This is a genomic window from Bacillus timonensis (assembly GCF_004799755.1).
GTDB classification, from domain to species: Bacteria; Bacillota; Bacilli; order Bacillales; family Bacillaceae_L; genus Ferdinandcohnia; species Ferdinandcohnia timonensis_A.
In genome coordinates this window covers 70,026-89,823 of record NZ_SLUB01000015.1, presented here as the reverse complement: position 1 = coordinate 89,823, position 19,798 = coordinate 70,026, and the positions used below count along the sequence as shown (strand labels likewise).

Below are 19,798 nucleotides of genomic sequence, written 5' to 3'. Positions count from 1 at the left end.
AGATGTGTATAAGAGACAGAAATCAAGGAGATTTTAGGTCAAAATGTTAAAGCCCTATATCAAAAATATAGTATACTACTACATATAAGTAAAATACTGGATTTTGATAGTTAGCCATAATTAAAATCAATATCTAATTAAGGGGAATGTTATGAGAAGTCAGGATTGGGAAATTTTAAAGCTTTTATTTGAAAACAAAAATATAACAAAAACTGCTCAAAGCATGTACCTTTCTCAGCCGGCACTTACAAATCGCATACAACAAATTGAAAAGGAATTTGGTACGAAAATTATTAACCGGGGACGAAGGGGTGTCCATTTTACCCCACAGGGGGAATATTTAGCAAAAAGTGCTGAAGAAATGGTTCGAAAGCTGCAGGAAATTAAAGAAAATTTATCAAATATGGACAATAACGTAGTAGGTACAATTAAGTTCGGCGTTTCAAGTTATTTTACAAAATATAAGCTTCCCAAGTTATTAAGACTTTTTAAAAATCAGTATCCTAATGTTGAGTTCCAGGTTTCAACTGGATGGAGTAGGGATATGTTTAATGCTTTATATAAAAAGGATGTCCACATTGCATTTGTACGCGGAGATTATCATTGGCAAGGACAAAAGCAGCTTTTATTTGAGGAACAACTTTGTATTGCCTCAAAAAGTGAAGTGAATGTGGAAGAGCTTCCCAATTTACCGAGAATCGATTACAAAACTGATAATCTACTAAAATCCCTCGTTGATAATTGGTGGTCAGAGAATTATTCAAAACCGCCTATGGTAACGATGGAGGTAGATCAAGTTGATACTTGTAAGGAAATGGTTGCGAATGGATTAGGTTATGCGATTATGCCAGGAATGATATTAAACGGGATGGAAGGAATTCAAAAAATTAATTTGACTGTTCAAGATGGATTGCCCCTTATTCGAAAGACATGGATGTTTTACCATGATGAGTCACTTGAATTAAAGGTTATACAAGCATTCGTTTCGTTTATTAAAAGCTTAAATATAGAAGATACCCTTTGAAAGCATGGTAGAGAATAATTCATTTTCACCTAGAGAAGGATAAAGCGGGTATTTTTTTATCATTAATGTTCTTGATTAATTCAGACAATTCAGCATAAAATGAGTATAAAGGCCCTATTTTCTAGAAGAAGGGAATGTGCTCAACTTGAGAGTCTCATTACAAACTAAACTTCTTGTATTGATAATATCATTGCTATTATTTGTCATTGTATTTTTAACAGTTATTTTTTCGTATTTTGAATCAAAACAGACTGAGCAAAATATGGGCCAACTTGCTTTACAGGTCGCCACAACGGTTTCATTTATGCCTGAAATTCAAGAAGCATTTGAATTGGAAGATCCAGCAGAGGTAATCCAACCTATTGTTGAACAAATACGTGAAGAAGTTGGAGCGGAATTTATTATTGTAGGAAATAAGAATAGCATTCGTTATTCACACCCGCAGGAATGGAAAATAGGGAAAAAGATGGTTGGTGGCGATAATGATCAAGCTTTAATTGATGGGGAGTACTATACATCAAAGGCTATCGGATCCTTAGGCCCGTCTTTACGTGGTAAAGCACCCATTTTTGATTCAGAAGGGAATATTATAGGAATTGTATCAGTAGGCTTCATGCAAGAAGATATACGTGCAGTAATCTCAAATCGGTTAATTAAATATAGCATCATTGCCTTTTTCGTCTTGATACTTGGAATTGGTGGAGGGATTCTCCTAGCGAAAAACATCCGCAGAGATATACTAGGGCTTGAACCACACCAAATTGCTTCCTTATATAGAGAGCGAAATGCTATTTTATATTCAATAAAAGAAGGGATAATTGCAGTAGATGAGCACGGCAAAATTACATTAATGAACAATACTGCAAAAAGTATATTAGGAATAAGAGATAACTCTATTAATCAACCGATTGAAGAAGTAATTCCAAATACTGAAATGTATCGGGTTTTACAGTCGGGTTTACTTGAAAGCGACCGAGAAATGATTTTAAAGGATCGGGTAGTCATTGTAAATAGGACACCGATTATTGAGAAAGATAGGATTGTAGGAGTAGTAGCAAGTTTTAGAGATAAAACAGACATTACTAAAATGGTTAATACCCTTTCGGAGGTTCGAAAGTATTCAGAGGATTTGCGAGCACAAACCCATGAATTTACAAATAAATTATATGCTTTATCTGGTTTACTACAGTTAGGAGAATACCAGGAGGCAATAGATTTCATTCAAATGGAATCTTCTAATCAGCAAGTTCAAAGTAGAATTTTATTCGAACAGATACATGATCATAAAGTTCAAGCTATTTTGCTAGGTAAAATCGGAAAAGCCTCCGAGCATAAAATAAGCTTTACAATCGATCCAAATAGTTTTTTAAAACCACTTCCAAAACATGTGGACTTATCTAAGTTAATCACAATTCTTGGAAATATTATTGATAACGCATTCGAAGAAGTAATCAAAAGCCATGGTAAAAAAGAAGTTACTTTTTTCACAACGGATATCGGTAATGATATTGTTTTTGAGGTGGCAGATTCTGGGGACGGTATCGATTTTGAAAGTCAGCTTGATATTTTTTTGGTAGGATTTTCAACCAAAAAGGGAAAAAATAGGGGATTTGGTTTAGCAAGTGTTAAACAGGCTGTAACTGAATTAAATGGAACTATTGAAATAAACAATGTCAATGGTGGAGAAGGAGCTGTTTTTTCAATCTTTATTCCTAAGGAAATGAAGAGTGTTAGCTAAGGGGGGGAATAATGTGATTCGAGTTGCGATTGCCGAAGATGATTTCAGAGTTGCATCAGTCCATGAAAGGTTTCTTATGAAAATTGAAGATGTACAAGTAGTGGGTAAAACATTGACTGGGGAAGAAACTCTTAAGCTATTAGAAAAAGAAGATGTTGATTTATTGCTCCTCGACATTTATATGCAAGATCAGCTTGGAACTGATTTGTTGCCTATAATAAGAAGGGATTTTCCACACATAGATGTCATTATGATTACGGCAGCTACTGAAAAAGAACTAGTTGAACGTTCATTAAGAAATGGCGTTATCGACTATATCATAAAACCAGTTACGCTTGATCGATTTATTTCAACACTAGAGAATTACAAAAAGCGCAGACAATTACTTGATACTGAATCCGAAATTAATCAACATGTAATTGACTCTATTTTCGGAAACTCACAACTAACTGTTAAACAAAATGAAGATATGCCAAAAGGGATTGATCCTTTAACCTTACAAAAGGTAATCGGTATTATGAAAACGGTTGTTGATGGAATTTCTGCAGAGGAAATGGGAGAAAGGATGGGAGCTTCTAGAACAACTGCTAGACGATATTTAGAATATATTATTTCAACTGGTGAGGCTACTGCGGAATTAGAATATGGGATCGTAGGCAGACCAGAGAGAAAGTATCGAATTATATCGTAAATTCTATGGAGAAAATCGACAAAAAAGTCTTGTGAAGAACTTAGGGAATACTCCTTAGGTTCTTTTACTATTTTAAGAGTAAAACACAATTGTGAAACATTTGTGAACAAAATGAACAAAATGTTCATAAAAGACATTAAATTCATTAAATTGAAAACGGTTACAACATAAAAGTTGTCAGATATTATTTCTTTATTAAAGGAAGTTAAGCCTTTAATAGTAAAAAAATACAAGGGGGATTTTTATGAAGAAAGTACTTTCCATTCTTTCAATCCTTTTGGTGTTATTCGTAGTAGCTTGTTCAAACAGCTCAACTTCAAATAACTCAGGGGAAAAAGAAAACGAATCAGAAAAATCTGGTGATAATGCAACAGCGGAAAGCTGGGCACCAGAAAAAGCCATTGAAATTGTCGCACCAGCCGGGGCAGGTGGCGGTTGGGATACAACTGCACGTATGGCTGCAAAAGTTTTTGAAGATGAAAAGATTATTGATCAAGGATTAGGGGTAGTGAATAAGCCTGGAGGTGGAGGCGCAGTTGCTTGGGCATACATCCATTCATTAAAGGAAAGCCCATATAATCTATTCGTAACTTCACCACCAATGCTATTGGTTCCACTAAATGGTCAATCTGAATTCGATTTTGAAGATTTTACGCCTCTTGCAAATGTCATTGCTGATTATGCTGCAATTGCAGTTCGAGCTGATGCAAAGTGGAATAATTTAAATGAATTATTTGAAGACATGAAGAAAGATCCAGCAAGTATTTCAGTAGTAGGAGCTTCTTCACCAGGAAGCATGGATCATATTCAATTTATTAAGGTAGCCAAGGCTGCTGGAGTAGATATTACAAAGATTAAATATGTATCTGACCAGGATGGCGGAGCGTTAACACAGCTTCTAAATGGAAGTGTACAAGTTTTCTCTACAGGGGTAGCTGAAACTGTTGAACAGGTTAAGGCAGGGAAAATTAAGGTGCTAGGTGTAACTTCTGAAGAACGATTAGAGGGTGATGTGTTAGAAGACTTCCCAACTGTACTTGAACAAGGAATCGACGCAACTTTTGTTAACTGGAGAGGTTTCTTTGGACCACCAGATATGGATCCAGCTGCAGTGAAATATTATGAAGAGAAATTTAAAGAATTAAGTGATTCACAAGCATGGGCAGACATCCGTAAGCAATATGGTTGGGCCCCAATGTACATGAATCATGAAGAATACAAAAAATTCCTAACTGAAGAAAGAGATTCAATGAAGGCGCTTCTTGATGAACTTGGATTAGGAAAATAAGTATTAACTAAGAAAGGAGCCGATGGATTCTAGTCATTGGCTCCTTTAAAAAAGGTGGTGCACTTATGTTAAATACTGTAAATAAGAAAATATCACTCATTCTGGCATTCGTATCAATAGGTTATTTAGTGTTAGCTTTCCGCTTACCGGCATATCCTTATGTTCCAGTTGATTCAGATGCAGTGCCAATTACATTAGGTTTTATATTACTATTGCTTTCAATTCTCCTTTTTTTTCAAAAAGACAATCATTCACAAGGTAAGACAAAAATTCCAACTGGTGAAAAGAAAGTAATCCTGACAGTTTTAGGTTTTGTACTCCTATTTATCATTCTTCTTGAATTTTTAGGGTTCATTATTACAACTGCAATCTTTATTTTTGGTAACACATGGTTTTTGGGATACAAAAAGTGGAAAAGTAATTTAATCGTTTCTCTAGCGATCCCTCTTGCAATCTACTTTTTATTTAGCAAATTCTTACAAATCTCATTACCACAAGGTATATTGCCTTTTTAGAAGGGGGGAAGCACAATGGACGTTTTTGATGGAATTATTACTGGTTTTAAAGTAGCGTTAAGTTTTCAAGGTTTGACATTTGTATTCTTAGGTGCGGTTATTGGGACATTAATTGGAATGATCCCAGGTTTAGGTCCGATTACAGCGATTGCTGTTATGATACCAATCACTTATGGTATGGATCCAGCTATGGCGTTATTATTAATGGCAGGGGTATATTACGGGGCAGCATATGGCGGTGCTGCATCATCAATTCTGCTAAATGCTCCTGGTGAATCAATGTCTGTACCCACAACCTTTGATGGCTATCCTCTAGCAAAACAAGGTAAGGCAGGTAAGGCACTGGCCATCGCAGCGATTGCCTCGTTTGTTGGAGGAACAATAAGTGTTGTTTTATTAACACTTTTTGCACCTGTACTTGCAAATGTAGCGATATCATTTGGACCTGCGGAATACTTTGCCTTAATGCTCATGGGTTTAATGACAGTATCTAGTTTCTCGGATGGTTCTACGATAAAAGCATTAATATCAGCAACTGTTGGATTTATTGTGGCAACAATTGGAATTGATGGTCAAACCGGTACAACAAGATTTACGTTTGGCAATGTAAATTTATTAGAAGGTATTGACTTTCTAGTAATTGCTTTGGGGTTATTTGCATTAGCTGAAGTTAGTTCACTTATTTTTGAACGTAGGGAAAGTGGAAATTATTCAAGTAAACTAGGAAGTCTCCGTCTGTCTAAAAAAGAATATAAAGAATTGGCTGCGCCAATGGGAAGACAGTCAGTAATGGGCTTTTTAATCGGAGTTCTGCCTGGTGCGGGAGGAACGATTGCTTCCTTCTTAGGATATATTTCTGAAAAGAAGCTCTCTAAAAAACCTCAAGAGTTTGGCAAGGGTTCAATTGTTGGATTAGCAGCACCCGAAGCAGCAAATAACGGTGCTTCAAGTGGTGCATTCGTGCCTTTACTTAGTTTAGGGATACCCGGATCAGGGACAACTGCAGTAATGTTAGGGGCATTAATTGTACTTGGCGTTCAACCAGGTCCGCTATTAATGAACGATCACCCGGATGTTTTTTGGGGTGTAATTGCAAGTATGTATATCGGGAATATAATTCTATTAATTTTAAATCTACCATTGATCCCATATATATCTAAAATATTGAAAATTCCACGTCCAATGCTTATTTCTTTGGTTGTGATCTTTTGTATAATCGGTGTTTATGGAATTAGCTTTAGAACGTTTGATTTATTTCTATTGGTCATATTTGGAATTCTAGGCTATTTTATGGCATATTTTAAGTTTCCTGCAGCACCAATGTTATTAGCATTTATTCTTGGCGGCATGATGGAGCAATCACTACGCCAAGCTCTAACTATTTCTAATGGAAGTTTACTCATTTTTATTGAAAAGCCAATTGCATGTGCATTACTAATTGTTGCTTTACTTTCATTTATTGTTCCAATTTTCCGTAGTAGAAAAAAGAAAAACAATCTAGATACATCAATTGATCAAAACGTCTAACTTTATTCAACAGAAGTAACTAAAAAATCTGGTGCAATTACACCAAGGCGTATTTGATAAAGAATGAAAGGTAGGAATCGTTCATGCAGGACATTAAAACAAATCCAAATCTAAAGACTGACGAAATTATTGAAAAAATTGCAGATTACGTTTTAAATCAGCCAATCGAAAGTGCACTTGCAATTGAAACTGCGAAATACGTTCTGATGGATACACTCGGATGTGGCTTCTTAGCTCTTCGATATCCAGAATGTACAAAACATCTCGGACCAATTGTCCCAGGAACTGTTGTTCCAAATGGTAGCAGGGTACCAGGCACTCAATTCGAATTAGACCCAGTCCATGCAGCTTTTAATATCGGCTGTGCCATTCGTTGGTTAGATTACAATGACACATGGTTAGCTGCAGAATGGGGTCATCCATCAGATAACTTAGGTGGAATTCTAGCCGTGGCAGATTATATAAGTCGAAAACAAATAGCTGAGGGGAAAGAGCCACTTAAGATGGAAACTGTTCTCAAAGCGATTGTAAAGGCCCATGAAATCCAAGGTGTTCTTGCCTTAACGAACAGTTTAAATCGTAAGGGATTAGACCATGTCCTATTTGTAAAAATTGCATCAACTGCTGTCGTTACAGCAATGCTTGGAGGAACTAAGGAAGAAGTAATGAATGCATTATCCAATGCATGGATTGATAATTCAAGCTTACGAACATATCGTCATTTCCCTAATACTGGTTCTCGTAAATCATGGGCTGCTGGTGATGCAACAAGCAGGGCTGTGCGCCTTGCTTTAATGGCTGTAAATGGAGAAATGGGATATAAAACAGCGCTTTCTGCACCAAACTGGGGATTCCAAGATGTTCTTTTTGGTGGAGAGGAAATTACATTAGAAAGACCATTACAATCTTACGTGATTGAAAATATTCTATTTAAAATCTCTTATCCAGCTGAATTTCATGGTCAAACTGCTGCAGAATGTGCGGTTGAATTACATCCGCAAATTATTAATCGACTAGAAGAAATTGATAAAATTGTCATTACATCACATGAATCAGCTATTCGTATTATTGATAAAAAGGGTCCGTTGCATAATCCAGCAGACCGTGATCATTGTATTCAATATATAACGGCGATTGGTTTATTATATGGAACGATTAACGCAGATCACTATGAAGAGGAAACTGCAAAAGATCCTAGAGTCGATTCTTTGCGCGATAGAATGGAAGTTGTTGAAAATAAACAATATAGTGAAGATTACTTAGATCCAAATAAGAGATCAATAGCGAATGCGGTTCAAATATTCTTTAAGGATGGAACAGAGACAGCAAATGTTGTAAGAGAATACCCACTTGGACATCGTTTCAGACGTGATGAAGGGATTCCATTATTAAAAAGAAAGTTCATAGATAATCTAGAAACACGTTTCCCACAAAAGAAAGTGAACGAAATCTATGAATTATGTTCAGATCTAGAAAAACTATCTAATACGAATGTGAATGATTTTATGTCAAAGTTAGTTATCTAACAGACTAATGTTCAATACGAGGTGAATGACATGGCGTGGATTGTTGATAAAGAACGAAGTCAAGAAGAACTAGCTTCGATTTTTCGTAAAAAAATGGAAGCACCTGCTATTATGCAAATTCCGGGTGCTCATGATGGAATAAGCGCTCTTCTTGCAAAAAAGACAGGATTTGAAGCTTTGTATCTATCTGGAGCAGCATATACTGCTAGTAGAGGGCTTCCTGACTTAGGCATAGTGACTTCTGAGGAGATTGCTTCCAGGGCAAAAGATTTAATTCGTGCATCAAACCTACCACTTTTAGTGGATATTGATACAGGATTTGGTGGGGTTCTTAATGCGGCTAGAACAGCCCGTGAAATGGTTGAAGCAAAAGTAGCTGCGGTACAAATTGAAGATCAGGACTTACCGAAAAAATGTGGTCACCTGAATGGGAAGAAACTTGTTAGTCCTGAAGAAATGGCCCAAAAAATAAAAGTCATTAAAGAAGTAGCTCCATCCTTAATCATAATCGCAAGAACAGATGCAGTTGCTGTGGAGGGAATTGATCGAGCGATTGAAAGAGCAAACCTTTATATTGAAGCGGGGGCTGATGCGATTTTCCCAGAAGCTTTAACTTCAGAAGAAGAGTTTCATAAAGTAAAAACTATGGTGAAAGCACCGTTACTTGCTAATATGACAGAGTTTGGGAAAACACCTTATTATAGTGCAAAAGAATTTGAATTGTTTGGTTATAGTATGGTGATTTATCCAGTTACCTCACTACGAGTAGCGGCAAAGGCTGTTGAGGATGTTTATACTGAAATTAAAACCACAGGCACACAAAAGGAATTCCTAGACAGCATGCAAACAAGAAAAGATTTATATGAAACAATAAGTTATTATGACTTCGAAAAACTAGATACAGAGATTGCAAGAACTGTATTAACCGAAAAGTAAAATAAATTTAAGATTAGTAAAAATTTATGAAAAAAGCCTCTCATTTCGAGAGGTTTTTTCATTTAATATCCTTATATCAAAAACATTGCCACTATCGTCGTCACAACTAAACCAATTGTGACTGGAAGCAAGTTTTTCCTCGCAAGCTCAAAAGGGTCAACCCCGCATATCGCAGCAGCAGGGATTAGTGCCCAAGGGACAAGAGTTCCTCCTCCGACCCAGATGCCAGCAATTTGCCCCAATGCTGTTAATGTTGCAGCACCTGCCCCAATCGCTGTTGAGAACAATGCAGCTAGGGATCCAGCTAACGAAATCCCAGAAAAACCTGATCCATCTAACCCGGTAATTGCACCTACAATGGTTAAGGTAATGGCTCCAGTTGGTGCATTTAATGGTACGACAGAAGCAAGACTAACTCCTAGGTCGTTCACTATTCCCTGTGAATGTTCAGGTAAGAAGTCGCCAATAATCTTCACAAAACCAGAGTCGCCAAGATAGAAGAAGGCTGCGATCGGAATCACCGGACCAAACACTTTAAAACCAAATTGAAAGCCTTCAATTAAATAAGTTGTCGTTTTTTCTAACCCCTCATTTTTATGGGCTACAAGTGAAATGAGAAGAAGAATAATAATGGATGTGCCTCCGACAAGAGCTGTTGCATCTCCACCAGAAAGATTCAATGCAGACATGGCTACTACATCTAAGGCAAACAGGATAGGGATTAAGATTGCGAAGAGACGTTTTGCAGATGGAGATAACAATGTTCTTAGTTGTTGTTCTTCTTGTTTTGTGAGGTCTTTTGTTAATGGATTTGAATAATTTGATTCTCCACTAACCGAAAGTGTGCCTTTTCGCATGTCGCGACGAAGGAGAATGTAGGCAGCGACTGTTGTCACAATCCCCATTACAAATACTAATGGAATACTTGCTTTTACAACCTCGAGTACTTCGAGACCTGCAGCATCTGCAGTAAGCTTAGGAGCTGCCTGAATGATAAAATCACTCGACAATGCAATTCCGTGACCAAATAAGTTCATTGCCATTGCCACCCCTAATGCCGGAAGACCAACTCGCATTGCTACTGGCAGAAGAACTGCACCAATTAAGGCAACAGCAGGGGATGGCCAGAAAAACCATGAAATGACCATCATTACAATGCCAATTGTCCAATAAGCAAGTGCCGGGGACCGAATCAGTTTTGCAAAAGGAGCGATCATGATATCATTGATACCCGTAATTGTTAATGCCTTACTCATTGAAACGATAATGGAGATGACGAGAATGGTCGAGAGTAATTCTGTTATTGCATAAATAAAGCTATTAAATACCCCGCTAATGGAAGCGCTTATGGATCCGGTTGCGGTAATTGCCAGTAAAAAGATGCCAATTATACAAATAAGTGAGGTGTCTCTCCTCATTACCATAAAGCCAATGATTAAGAGGATAAACGAAACATATATCCAATGCAGGGCGGTTAATTCGACTAACATTTCAAAACCCCCATTCAACTAATCCGAATTCAAGCAAAGGTAACTTACACATTTACCCATGTTTGTAATACAGAATATGTTGAAGGGGATGAGGTGTGAGAAGGGAGTAAAGTTTTTTAATTCTCTTTTAATGAATGAAACGTTTTTGTATAAACCGGACCTGAAAAAACAGTTTGGTTGATTCCTGCATTTGTTTTTTCAATCACTTGTTCCAGTTCTTCGAAGCTCGATGAGCGGGTCCAATCCAAATAATAAGACTCTTTCAACCAAAAGCTAGCAATCACAAAGGTATCACTTTTCAAAGGTCGAAGTACGCGAAAAGCGACCAATCCTCGTTTGTCTTTTAGTATTGAAATCTTTTGGGCAATGTTGTATTCGAATAGGGGCTTACCTTCATCGGTCACGGGTACATAGGTAAGTGCCGTGAAAAATGAGTCTTTAAAATTCCCGGAACCGCTTAGAACTTCATATTTTCGTGGTGCAGCAAAAACGGACTTCTTTGTTGTTTCATGTGCCAAGATGGCTGTTTCATTGTTATAAAACAAGGCCATGTTTTCATTTTTATGTTTTTGAACAAGCTTTTCTAAAAAGTCAACCGTTCCAAACGCAAAATAAAAATTCACGTAACCACTCCTTTATTTATACGTAATACATAGTAGGAATCTTTTACAGTTATACTAAAAGATAACATAACAGATTTTTGAAAACATCTACAATCATTCTATCTAACTTTAGCGCCTAGCCCCTCTCTGGTCTAGCCAATCCGTCAAGAAGGATAAACTGCATCCTTCTCGCCGGCTTTTCTTATGCTTGTCGGACTTGCATAGGACAAGGAAGGCTTCGACAGCATAAACATCGCACGAAGAAAATGCGCCGCATTTTCGAGGAAGTGCTGACATCGACGTTTGCCACAGGACGTGGCAGTAGTTAGTCGATGTTCATCTTTTCGAGGCGCTTTAACTTTAAATCTTCCAAGGAGGTCATTTTATGAAAAAGAAATTATTTCTCTCATTTTTTGTTATTGTCGGTTCATTTGTCCTTGGATTGTGTGGGTATTTGCTTATCATATATGCAGGTGACTATGTAATTGATGACAAAAAACTGGTCATGAATTCTGCAACCAAACTAGTCGACGAGGATGGCCACTTTATAACGAAACTATATTATGAGAATCGTGACATTGTACCAATAAAGGATATTCCGGAATATGTCCAACAGGCGTTTATCGCGGTTGAAGACACACGTTTCTACAAGCATCACGGTATCGACGTTCAGGCGATTGGAAGGGCCATTTATAAAGATATTGTAGCTGGTGGAAAGGTAGAAGGTGGCAGTACGATAACACAACAGCTTGCAAAAAATGTGTTTCTTACAAACGAAAAAACATTTCTTCGAAAAACGAAGGAATTAATCATCTCTATTAATTTAGAGGAGGAATATAGCAAGCAGGAACTTCTTGAAATGTATTTAAATCAAATTTACTTTGGACATGGTGCATATGGTATTCAATCTGCATCAAAGTTTTATTTTAATAAAAATGTAAGTGATTTAACTGTCGAAGAAGGGGCGCTGCTTGCAGCAATCCCAAAAGCACCATCTACTTATTCCCCCATTCTTAATCCTGAAAAAAGCAAACAGAGACGGGATTTGGTTATTAACTTAATGGAGAAAAAGGGCTTTTTGCAACCCGAGGAGGCTGTCAGGACCCTAGGAAAGACAGTTGCGTTGGATATTCATGAGGTTGAAAGAGATCCTTCATTATTAACCTATATCGACATGGTGTTTGAAGAGGCGAAGACACGCTTTAATCTGTCAAATGAAGAATTACTCAGAGGTGGCTATACCATCACAGTTCCGCTTCAATTAGAAATTCAAAAAACAGCATATGAACTTTTTAAAGATCAAAACAATTTTCCGGGAGTCGATGACCAAGTCGAAGGTGCTTTCGTGTTACTCGATAATGACACTGGTGGTGTCTTAGCGAGTATTGGGGGCAGGAACTATGTAAGTCGGGGCCTTAATCGAGTTTTGGTAAAGCGTCAGCCAGGCTCTACAATAAAGCCACTTGCAGTATATGGACCTGCTTTGGAAGAAGATGAGTTTGACCCTTATTCGATGCTTGTTGATAAAAAGCTATCCTATGGAGAATATGAACCAAGTAATATATCGGGCATTTATAAAGGGAAAATATCGATGTATGATGCTCTAATTGAATCAGCAAATGCACCTGCTGTATGGATGCTTGACAGACTCGGAATTGATACGGCTAAAAAATATTTAACGAAAGCAGGAATCACCATACCAGACCAGGGTCTGTCAATTGCGTTAGGTGGACTGAAAGAGGGTATTTCTCCACTAGCTATGGCAAAAGCATATCGTGCCTTTGCCCGAGAAGGAAAAGTTATTGAACCACATGTTATAAGTAAAATCGAGAATCGAGACGGTAAAGTAATTGGAGAGGCATCCACGCACGAGACCGAGGCGTTTTCAAAACAAACGGCATGGTATATGACAAGAATGCTTGAAGGGGTTGTTGATAACGGTACGGCACGAGCCGGAAGTTATTCCGGTGCACTTGCTGGTAAAACTGGGACAACCAATTTACCTGGTGTTGAAAATGGGATAAAGGATGCTTGGTTTGTCGGCTTTACTCCCTCTGTTGTGGGGACCATATGGATGGGCTATGACCGGACAGATACGACTCATTATTTAAAAGGGGGTAGTTCTTCTCCAACGAAATTATTCAAGAAAATTCTCGATCACTCAGAGTTGAAAAAAGCAACAGCTTTTTCTACCCCGAAGGATGTGGAAGAGCTTGAGCCACCAATAAGGCTTTCTGAAATTGATGATGTGAAGGCTAATTTAACGTTTAAGCCGCTAGGGTTATTTACGGTTTCATTAAATTGGACTCCTTCAGAGGATGAACGGATTGAATATCGAATCTATGAGGAGAATTCGAAAACTGTTAAATATGTGGGTTCTGTAAGGGGGACAGGGGGATATGAAATTGAAAATGTAAACATTTTTTCGATGCCATCCTACTTTGTTGTTCCATATAATTCACAAACAAAGGAAGAAGGTACACATTCTAAATCTGTTAAGCCTACCTTTTTTTCGAATAAATAGAACATTAAGGGTGGTGATTCCTTTAACCACCCTTAATGTTCGTCAAATTTTTGACATTTGACGTGGTTTTGTATACAAGGATAGTAGAAACAATTATAGTGATAGAGTGAGGATAAATGAAACAAATATTTAATAAATGAAACTTATTTGTGCTATTATGGTAACTATTGTGTAAAGATGTTGAAAGGTAGGTAAATACATATGCAAAAGGGTTTTAATGATACATTATTAAGGGCAGCTAGAGGTGAGAAAACTGAACATGTACCTGTTTGGTATATGCGCCAAGCAGGACGCTCCCAACCTGAATACCGAAAAATAAAAGAAAAATACGGACTATTTGAAATCACCCATCAACCAGAATTATGTGCATATGTCACTAGACTTCCAGTTGAACAATATGATGTAGATGCTGCAATTCTATATAAAGACATCATGTCTCCACTTCCAGCACTTGGAGTAGAAGTTGAGATCAAAGCTGGTGTCGGTCCGGTTATTAGTAACCCCATTCGTTCAATTAAAGACGTTGAAAAGCTTGGAGAAATTCATCCAGAAGAGGATGTTCCATATGTTCTAGATACAATTAAGCTTTTAACTACAGAACAGCTTTCAGTACCATTGATTGGATTTGCTGGGGCACCATTTACTCTAGCAAGCTATATGATTGAAGGCGGACCTTCAAAAAATTATAATAAAACGAAGGCTTTCATGTACGCAGAGCCAGATGCTTGGTTTGCTCTTATGAATAAATTAGCTGAAATGACGATTACATATGTGAAATCACAAATAACTGCAGGTGTAAAAGCTGTACAAATTTTTGACTCTTGGGTAGGGGCACTAAATGTTGAAGATTACCGTCACTTCATTAAACCAGTCATGCATCGTATATTCTCAGCACTACGTGAGGAAAACGTGCCATTGATTATGTTCGGAGTAGGTGCAAGCCATTTAGCATTAGAATGGAATGATCTGCCTTTAGATGTTGTAGGACTTGATTGGCGCCTCCCAATTATGAAAGCAAGGGAACTTGGCGTCACAAAACCGGTTCAAGGAAACCTTGATCCAGCTATTCTATTAGCTCCGTGGGAAGTCATTGAAGAAAAAGCAAAAGCAATTTTAGACCAAGGCATGCAGCAACCAGGCTATATCTTTAACCTTGGACATGGCGTATTCCCTGAGGTGAAACCTGAGACACTGAAGCGTCTAACTACATTCATCCACGAATATTCAAAACAAAATTAATCTAGTCTTTTGAGGTGTATTTAATGACAAAAAAGAAAATGGGTTTACTCGTAATGGCATACGGGACTCCATACAAAGAAGAGGATATTGAACGCTATTATACACATATTCGTCACGGTCGTAAGCCAACACCAGAGATGCTTGAAGACCTTCGTAGTCGGTACGAAGCAATTGGTGGAATTTCACCTCTTGCAAAAATCACTACTGAACAAGGTAAAAAACTAGAAGAACATTTAAATCAAATTCAAGATGATATTGAGTTTAAAATCTACCAAGGCTTGAAGCACATCGAACCATTCATAGAGGATGCAGTTGCACAAATGAATGAGGATGGCATTGAAGAAGCGGTGAGTCTTGTTCTTGCGCCTCATTTTTCAACCTTTAGTGTAAAATCCTATAATGGCCGTGCCAAAGAAGAAGCAGAAAAACTTGGGGGACCCACAATTACATCCGTAGAAAGCTGGTATAAAGAGCCTAAATTCATCGAGTATTGGGCAAATCAAGTGAAACAAACATTTGCTTCAATGACTGAAGAAGAACGTGAACAGGCAGTATTAATCGTTTCGGCTCATAGCCTTCCTGAAAAGATCATAGCAGCAGGCGACCCATATCCAAGCCAATTACAAGAAACGGCTGATTTAATTGCAGAAGCTGCTGGTGTGAGAAATGTTGAAATTGGCTGGCAAAGTGCCGGAAATACTCCTGAGCCATGGTTAGGTCCAGATGTTCAAGATTTAACGAGAGACCTGTATAATGAAAAAGGCTACAAGGCGTTTGTTTATATTCCAGTAGGTTTTGTTGCGGATCACTTAGAAGTTCTATATGACAATGATTATGAGTGTAAAGTTGTTACAAAGGAGCTAGGTGTAAGCTATTACCGTCCGGAAATGCCAAATGCGAAACCTGAATTTATCGATTGTTTGGCAACTGTTGTTTTAAAGGAAATACAAAAATAATCTATACATTTAAATAAAAGTTCAAAAGGGAAGGTGAAAATGGCCGTTCACCTCACTTTTTGAACATTCTATTGAAAGAAGGCGAAGTTAAGTGAGTAATCAAAATGTAGTCGTAATAGGTGGTGGGATTACTGGTTTAACAGTAGCTTATTATCTCCAGAAAGAGGCAAAGGAGAAGGGCTTAGATATTACATGTACGCTTTTAGAAGCGAGCCATCGATTAGGTGGGAAAGTACAGACAGTTGAACGAGACGGCTTTGTTATTGAAAGAGGTCCAGACTCCTTTTTAGCTAGGAAAACAAGTGCCTCGAGGCTGGTCAATGAGGTTGGACTAGGGGATAAATTGGTCAATAATACCGCTGGTAAATCCTATGTTCTTGCGGGTGGAAAGCTCCATCCAATGCCAGGTGGATCGATTATGGGAATTCCTACTCAAATCGGTCCGTTCATAACTACAGGTCTGTTTACCCCAATGGGCAAACTGAGGGCAGCAATGGATTTTGTGTTGCCACGAACACCTGGTGAGGGGGATCAATCACTTGGTCGATTTTTTAGAAGAAGACTTGGTGACGAGGTCGTAGAAAATCTTATTGAGCCATTGCTTTCGGGGATATATGCAGGGGATATTGATCAATTAAGCCTAATGTCAACTTTCCCACAATTTTACCAAGTTGAGCAAAAATATCGAAGTCTAATTGTTGGAATGAAACAAACTACACCACCAAAACCAAAGCCAAATGGGGAGACAAAAACTGCACCAAAAGGACAGTTCTTAACGGTGACTACAGGCCTACAGTCATTTATTGATGCTATTGAAGCGAAGTTAGAGCCAGGAACCGTGTTTAAAGGAATTAAAGTTGAGGGTATTGAAAAACTTAGCCATCAGTATACGATCAAGTTAAGTAATGGAGAAGAAATGACAGCTGATAGTGTAGTTGTGGCAACTCCACATCATGTAACGCAATCTATATTTAATCAATATTCCTTTTTCGATAGCTTTAAGGAAATGCCATCAACATCAGTTGCCACAGTGGCAATGGCATTCCCTGAAGAAGCGATTAAAAAGGATATTGATGGAACTGGTTTTGTTGTATCCCGAAATAATGATTATATTATTACGGCAGTTACCTGGACTCATAAAAAGTGGCCACATACAACACCTAAAGGGAAAGTGCTACTCCGTTGTTATGTTGGAAAAGCAGGAGACGAAGCCATTGTTGATCAATCAGACGAGGAAATTACGAAAGTGGTACTCGATGATCTGAACAAAACGATGAACATCACAGATCAACCTGAATTCTCAATTGTAACAAGATGGAAAGATGCGATGCCACAATATACCGTTGGTCATAAAGAACGGGTAGAGTATGTAAAGAAGAATGTTACTGAACATTTACCTGGCGTCTTTTTAGCGGGAAGCTCTTACGAAGGTCTAGGGTTACCTGATTGTATTGACCAAGGGGAAGCAGCGGTTAAAAAGGTGCTGGAATACTTGAAAATAAATACTCCAGTATTGGTGTAAATGAAAAAGGAAGGCCGTGGCCTTCCTTTTTCATTTTATTTCATTGCAGTGGTCACATTTGTTACCGTAGCACTCATGCTGCTCCTCGATATCATGGCCACACTCCACACATTTTTTAGGTGGTAGGTTTTTGAAAAATTCTGTACTTTTTACTAACATTTGAATCCCTCCGTTTCTTTTATTGTATATAGTGTACTATAACAGTTGAAAATATGTCAATAACTGTTTTGTAACAAAGGTTTAAAAAAGTGAAATTTTTTTTCGTATCGATTATAGTGGTAGTGGATAGGGTAAACCATTGAAGAAGTGTAATGGATAACGAAAAACATATGACGAGAAAGGTGATCCTATGAAAGTAACGGTCGTAGGTTTTTGGGGTGGCTTTCCAGCGACAAATGAAGCCACAACGGGGTATTTATTTGAACATGAAGGTTACCGACTTCTAGTTGATTGTGGTAGTGGTGTACTAGCACAGCTTCAAAACTATATAACAATTGATGAACTAGATGCGATTATTTTATCTCATTATCATCATGACCATGTAGCAGACATCGGTCCAATGCAATACGCAAGACTAGTAACAAGTGCAATTCAGAATCAACAAAAGGAACTGCCTATTTATGGGCATACGGCTGATCAAGAAGGTTTTTCAAAATTGGAGCATAAAGGACATACAAAGGCGATAGCTTATAATCCGGATGAAACAATCAAAATTGGTCCGTTTTCGATTACATTTATGAAAACAAAGCATCCGGTTGTATGTTATGCGATGAGAATGACAGCTGGTGGACAAACTGTTGTATTTTCAGCGGATTCTAGTTACATAGATGAGTTTATTCCGTTTACGAAGGATGCAGACCTGTTTATATGTGAATGTAACCTTTATGCGGATCAAGATGGCTCCAATAGGGGGCATATGAATAGCACAGAGGTTGGAAAAATTGCGGCTTCTTCAGGTGTGAAAGAACTGTGGATTACACATCTTCCTCATTATGGAAATCATGAAGACCTTGTTAAACAAGCTTCAGAACAATTTACTGGCAATATCAAATTAGCAAAATCAGGACTAACTTGGGAGTGAAATCACGATGTTATTTATCGATAATAAAGGAATTAATGATCCACAAATTAACTTAGCGATTGAAGAATACGCACTCAAAAATTTAGACATCAACGAAACATATTTATTGTTCTATATAAATGCGCCATCGATCATTATTGGGAAAAACCAAAACACGATTGAGGAAATCAATACTCAATATGTAGAAGAAAATGGAATTAAAGTTGTGCGTCGCTTATCAGGCGGTGGAGCTGTATATCATGATTTAGGAAACTTAAATTTTAGCTTTATTACAAAGGACGATGGGGAAAGCTTCCATAATTATAAGAAATTCACTGAGCCTGTTATTGAAGCTCTTCATAAGCTTGGGGTTAATGCACAATTAAGTGGTCGAAACGATATCGAAGTTGAAGGAAGAAAAATCTCCGGAAATGCACAATTTTCAACAAGAGGTAGAATGTTCAGCCACGGAACTCTTATGTTCGATTCAGAAATAGATCACGTCGTTTCCGCTTTAAAAGTGAAAAAAGACAAAATTGAATCAAAAGGAATTAAATCTGTAAGAAGCAGGGTTGCTAATATCAGTGAATTCCTAACGGAGAAAATTACCATTGAAGAATTTAGACAAATGCTACTTCGCTACATTTTTAATACAGAAGGGGATATTCCAGAATATAAATTAACGGAAAAAGATTGGGCAAAAATCTACGAAATTTCAAAGGAACGCTATCAAAATTGGGATTGGAACTACGGAAAATCACCAAAATTTAACTACCAACATACACATCGTTTCCCAGTTGGCTCGATAGATGTGCGCCTTGAAGTTCAAAAAGGCACGATTGAAAACTGTAAAATATATGGTGATTTCTTTGGTGTCGGCGATGTTGAGGAAATCGAAAAACGATTAATTGGAACAAAGTATGAAAAAGCAGAATTAGAGAAGGCATTAGAAGGTATCGACATTCAGCATTATTTCGGTAAAATTACCAAAGATGATTTTATTAATTTAATTTACTAAATTAGGCGACTGGCGGGTAGGATTTCTTACCCGTCATGATTTTAAAATACATTTATGTCTTGATAGAAAAACTTTCTTTCAATATAATATATTTAGAATATTATTTTTTGTCATATAATGAATGATTATTCATTCATTATAT

At 37.5% G+C, this 19,798-nt stretch carries 17 protein-coding genes; 14 read left to right on the top strand and 3 right to left on the bottom strand.

The genetic code is table 11. The features are described from left to right. The first annotated feature begins 151 nt into the window (after nt 1-151). The 8 genes from E1I69_RS10725 (at nt 152) to prpB (ending at nt 9,245) form a co-directional block, all read left to right on the top strand. Nucleotides 152-1,024, top strand: coding sequence for a LysR family transcriptional regulator (locus tag E1I69_RS10725; protein WP_136379607.1), 873 nt, complete (start codon nt 152-154; stop codon nt 1,022-1,024). A 145-nt stretch (nt 1,025-1,169) separates the two neighbouring features. Beyond that, complete coding sequence (locus E1I69_RS10720; protein WP_136379606.1) at nt 1,170-2,762, top strand: ATP-binding protein; 1,593 nt, start codon at nt 1,170-1,172, stop codon at nt 2,760-2,762. Between the two features lie 13 nt (nt 2,763-2,775). Further along, nucleotides 2,776-3,453, top strand: a complete 678-nt coding sequence (locus tag E1I69_RS10715) for a response regulator (protein WP_136379605.1) — start codon at nt 2,776-2,778, stop codon at nt 3,451-3,453. A 244-nt stretch (nt 3,454-3,697) separates the two neighbouring features. Next, a complete protein-coding gene (locus E1I69_RS10710) occupies nt 3,698-4,741 on the top strand; it encodes a Bug family tripartite tricarboxylate transporter substrate binding protein (RefSeq protein ID WP_136379604.1) in 1,044 nt (347 codons plus the stop codon). 65 nt (nt 4,742-4,806) lie between these two features. Next, nucleotides 4,807-5,256, top strand: a complete 450-nt coding sequence (locus tag E1I69_RS10705) for a tripartite tricarboxylate transporter TctB family protein (RefSeq protein WP_136379603.1) — start codon at nt 4,807-4,809, stop codon at nt 5,254-5,256. Nucleotides 5,257-5,271: 15 nt separating this feature from the next. Further along, nucleotides 5,272-6,783: a tripartite tricarboxylate transporter permease gene (locus tag E1I69_RS10700; protein WP_136379602.1), complete on the top strand. Its 1,512-nt coding sequence runs from the start codon at nt 5,272-5,274 to the stop codon at nt 6,781-6,783. A gap of 83 nt (nt 6,784-6,866) precedes the next feature. Beyond that, the gene (locus E1I69_RS10695) at nt 6,867-8,309 is read left to right on the top strand and encodes a bifunctional 2-methylcitrate dehydratase/aconitate hydratase (RefSeq protein WP_136379601.1); all 1,443 of its coding nucleotides are present in this window, start codon (nt 6,867-6,869) and stop codon (nt 8,307-8,309) included. A gap of 30 nt (nt 8,310-8,339) precedes the next feature. Next, nucleotides 8,340-9,245 (top strand): methylisocitrate lyase, encoded by a 906-nt coding sequence (gene prpB / locus E1I69_RS10690; protein WP_136379600.1) that lies wholly within the window; start codon nt 8,340-8,342, stop codon nt 9,243-9,245. 71 nt (nt 9,246-9,316) lie between these two features. On the opposite strand, the gene E1I69_RS10685 is transcribed toward prpB, so the two are convergent. Next, nucleotides 9,317-10,735 carry a hypothetical protein gene (locus E1I69_RS10685; RefSeq protein ID WP_136379599.1) on the bottom strand — a complete coding sequence of 473 codons (1,419 nt, stop codon included), beginning with the start codon at nt 10,733-10,735 and terminating at the stop codon, nt 9,317-9,319. 116 nt (nt 10,736-10,851) lie between these two features. Further along, nucleotides 10,852-11,358: an antibiotic biosynthesis monooxygenase gene (locus tag E1I69_RS10680; RefSeq protein WP_136379598.1), complete on the bottom strand. Its 507-nt coding sequence runs from the start codon at nt 11,356-11,358 to the stop codon at nt 10,852-10,854. 364 nt (nt 11,359-11,722) lie between these two features. Between E1I69_RS10680 and E1I69_RS10675 the strand changes: the two genes are divergently transcribed. The 4 genes from E1I69_RS10675 (at nt 11,723) to hemY (ending at nt 17,578) form a co-directional block, all read left to right on the top strand. Further along, nucleotides 11,723-13,861 carry a transglycosylase domain-containing protein gene (locus E1I69_RS10675; protein ID WP_136379597.1) on the top strand — a complete coding sequence of 713 codons (2,139 nt, stop codon included), beginning with the start codon at nt 11,723-11,725 and terminating at the stop codon, nt 13,859-13,861. Nucleotides 13,862-14,062: 201 nt separating this feature from the next. Next, the gene (hemE, locus tag E1I69_RS10670) at nt 14,063-15,100 is read left to right on the top strand and encodes a uroporphyrinogen decarboxylase (protein WP_136379596.1); all 1,038 of its coding nucleotides are present in this window, start codon (nt 14,063-14,065) and stop codon (nt 15,098-15,100) included. 23 nt (nt 15,101-15,123) lie between these two features. Further along, nucleotides 15,124-16,056: a ferrochelatase gene (gene hemH / locus E1I69_RS10665; protein WP_136379595.1), complete on the top strand. Its 933-nt coding sequence runs from the start codon at nt 15,124-15,126 to the stop codon at nt 16,054-16,056. A gap of 91 nt (nt 16,057-16,147) precedes the next feature. Next, entirely contained in the window at nt 16,148-17,578 is a 1,431-nt protein-coding gene (gene hemY, locus E1I69_RS10660) for a protoporphyrinogen oxidase (protein ID WP_136379594.1), read from the top strand. A 30-nt stretch (nt 17,579-17,608) separates the two neighbouring features. Here hemY and yhfH read toward each other — a convergent pair whose 3' ends face one another. Continuing rightward, complete coding sequence (yhfH, locus tag E1I69_RS10655; RefSeq protein ID WP_116351244.1) at nt 17,609-17,737, bottom strand: protein YhfH; 129 nt, start codon at nt 17,735-17,737, stop codon at nt 17,609-17,611. Between the two features lie 190 nt (nt 17,738-17,927). Between yhfH and E1I69_RS10650 the strand changes: the two genes are divergently transcribed. Both E1I69_RS10650 and E1I69_RS10645 read left to right on the top strand, forming a co-directional pair. Continuing rightward, the gene (locus E1I69_RS10650) at nt 17,928-18,659 is read left to right on the top strand and encodes an MBL fold metallo-hydrolase (protein WP_136379593.1); all 732 of its coding nucleotides are present in this window, start codon (nt 17,928-17,930) and stop codon (nt 18,657-18,659) included. Between the two features lie 7 nt (nt 18,660-18,666). Then, complete coding sequence (locus E1I69_RS10645; protein WP_136379592.1) at nt 18,667-19,656, top strand: lipoate--protein ligase; 990 nt, start codon at nt 18,667-18,669, stop codon at nt 19,654-19,656. The last annotated feature ends 142 nt before the right edge of the window (nt 19,657-19,798 follow it).

What these genes read in the sequence shown, in the direction of transcription:
- E1I69_RS10725 (WP_136379607.1), top strand. Translation starts at nt 152, where the DNA reads ATGAGAAGTCAGGATTGGGAAATTTTAAAGCTTTTATTTGAAAACAAA.
- E1I69_RS10710 (WP_136379604.1), top strand. Translation starts at nt 3,698, where the DNA reads ATGAAGAAAGTACTTTCCATTCTTTCAATCCTTTTGGTGTTATTCGTA.
- E1I69_RS10705 (WP_136379603.1), top strand. Translation starts at nt 4,807, where the DNA reads ATGTTAAATACTGTAAATAAGAAAATATCACTCATTCTGGCATTCGTA.
- E1I69_RS10700 (WP_136379602.1), top strand. Translation starts at nt 5,272, where the DNA reads ATGGACGTTTTTGATGGAATTATTACTGGTTTTAAAGTAGCGTTAAGT.
- E1I69_RS10695 (WP_136379601.1), top strand. Translation starts at nt 6,867, where the DNA reads ATGCAGGACATTAAAACAAATCCAAATCTAAAGACTGACGAAATTATT.
- prpB (WP_136379600.1), top strand. Translation starts at nt 8,340, where the DNA reads ATGGCGTGGATTGTTGATAAAGAACGAAGTCAAGAAGAACTAGCTTCG.
- E1I69_RS10685 (WP_136379599.1), bottom strand. Translation starts at nt 10,735, where the DNA reads ATGTTAGTCGAATTAACCGCCCTGCATTGGATATATGTTTCGTTTATC.
- E1I69_RS10675 (WP_136379597.1), top strand. Translation starts at nt 11,723, where the DNA reads ATGAAAAAGAAATTATTTCTCTCATTTTTTGTTATTGTCGGTTCATTT.
- hemE (WP_136379596.1), top strand. Translation starts at nt 14,063, where the DNA reads ATGCAAAAGGGTTTTAATGATACATTATTAAGGGCAGCTAGAGGTGAG.
- hemH (WP_136379595.1), top strand. Translation starts at nt 15,124, where the DNA reads ATGACAAAAAAGAAAATGGGTTTACTCGTAATGGCATACGGGACTCCA.
- yhfH (WP_116351244.1), bottom strand. Translation starts at nt 17,737, where the DNA reads ATGTTAGTAAAAAGTACAGAATTTTTCAAAAACCTACCACCTAAAAAA.
- E1I69_RS10650 (WP_136379593.1), top strand. Translation starts at nt 17,928, where the DNA reads ATGAAAGTAACGGTCGTAGGTTTTTGGGGTGGCTTTCCAGCGACAAAT.
- E1I69_RS10645 (WP_136379592.1), top strand. Translation starts at nt 18,667, where the DNA reads ATGTTATTTATCGATAATAAAGGAATTAATGATCCACAAATTAACTTA.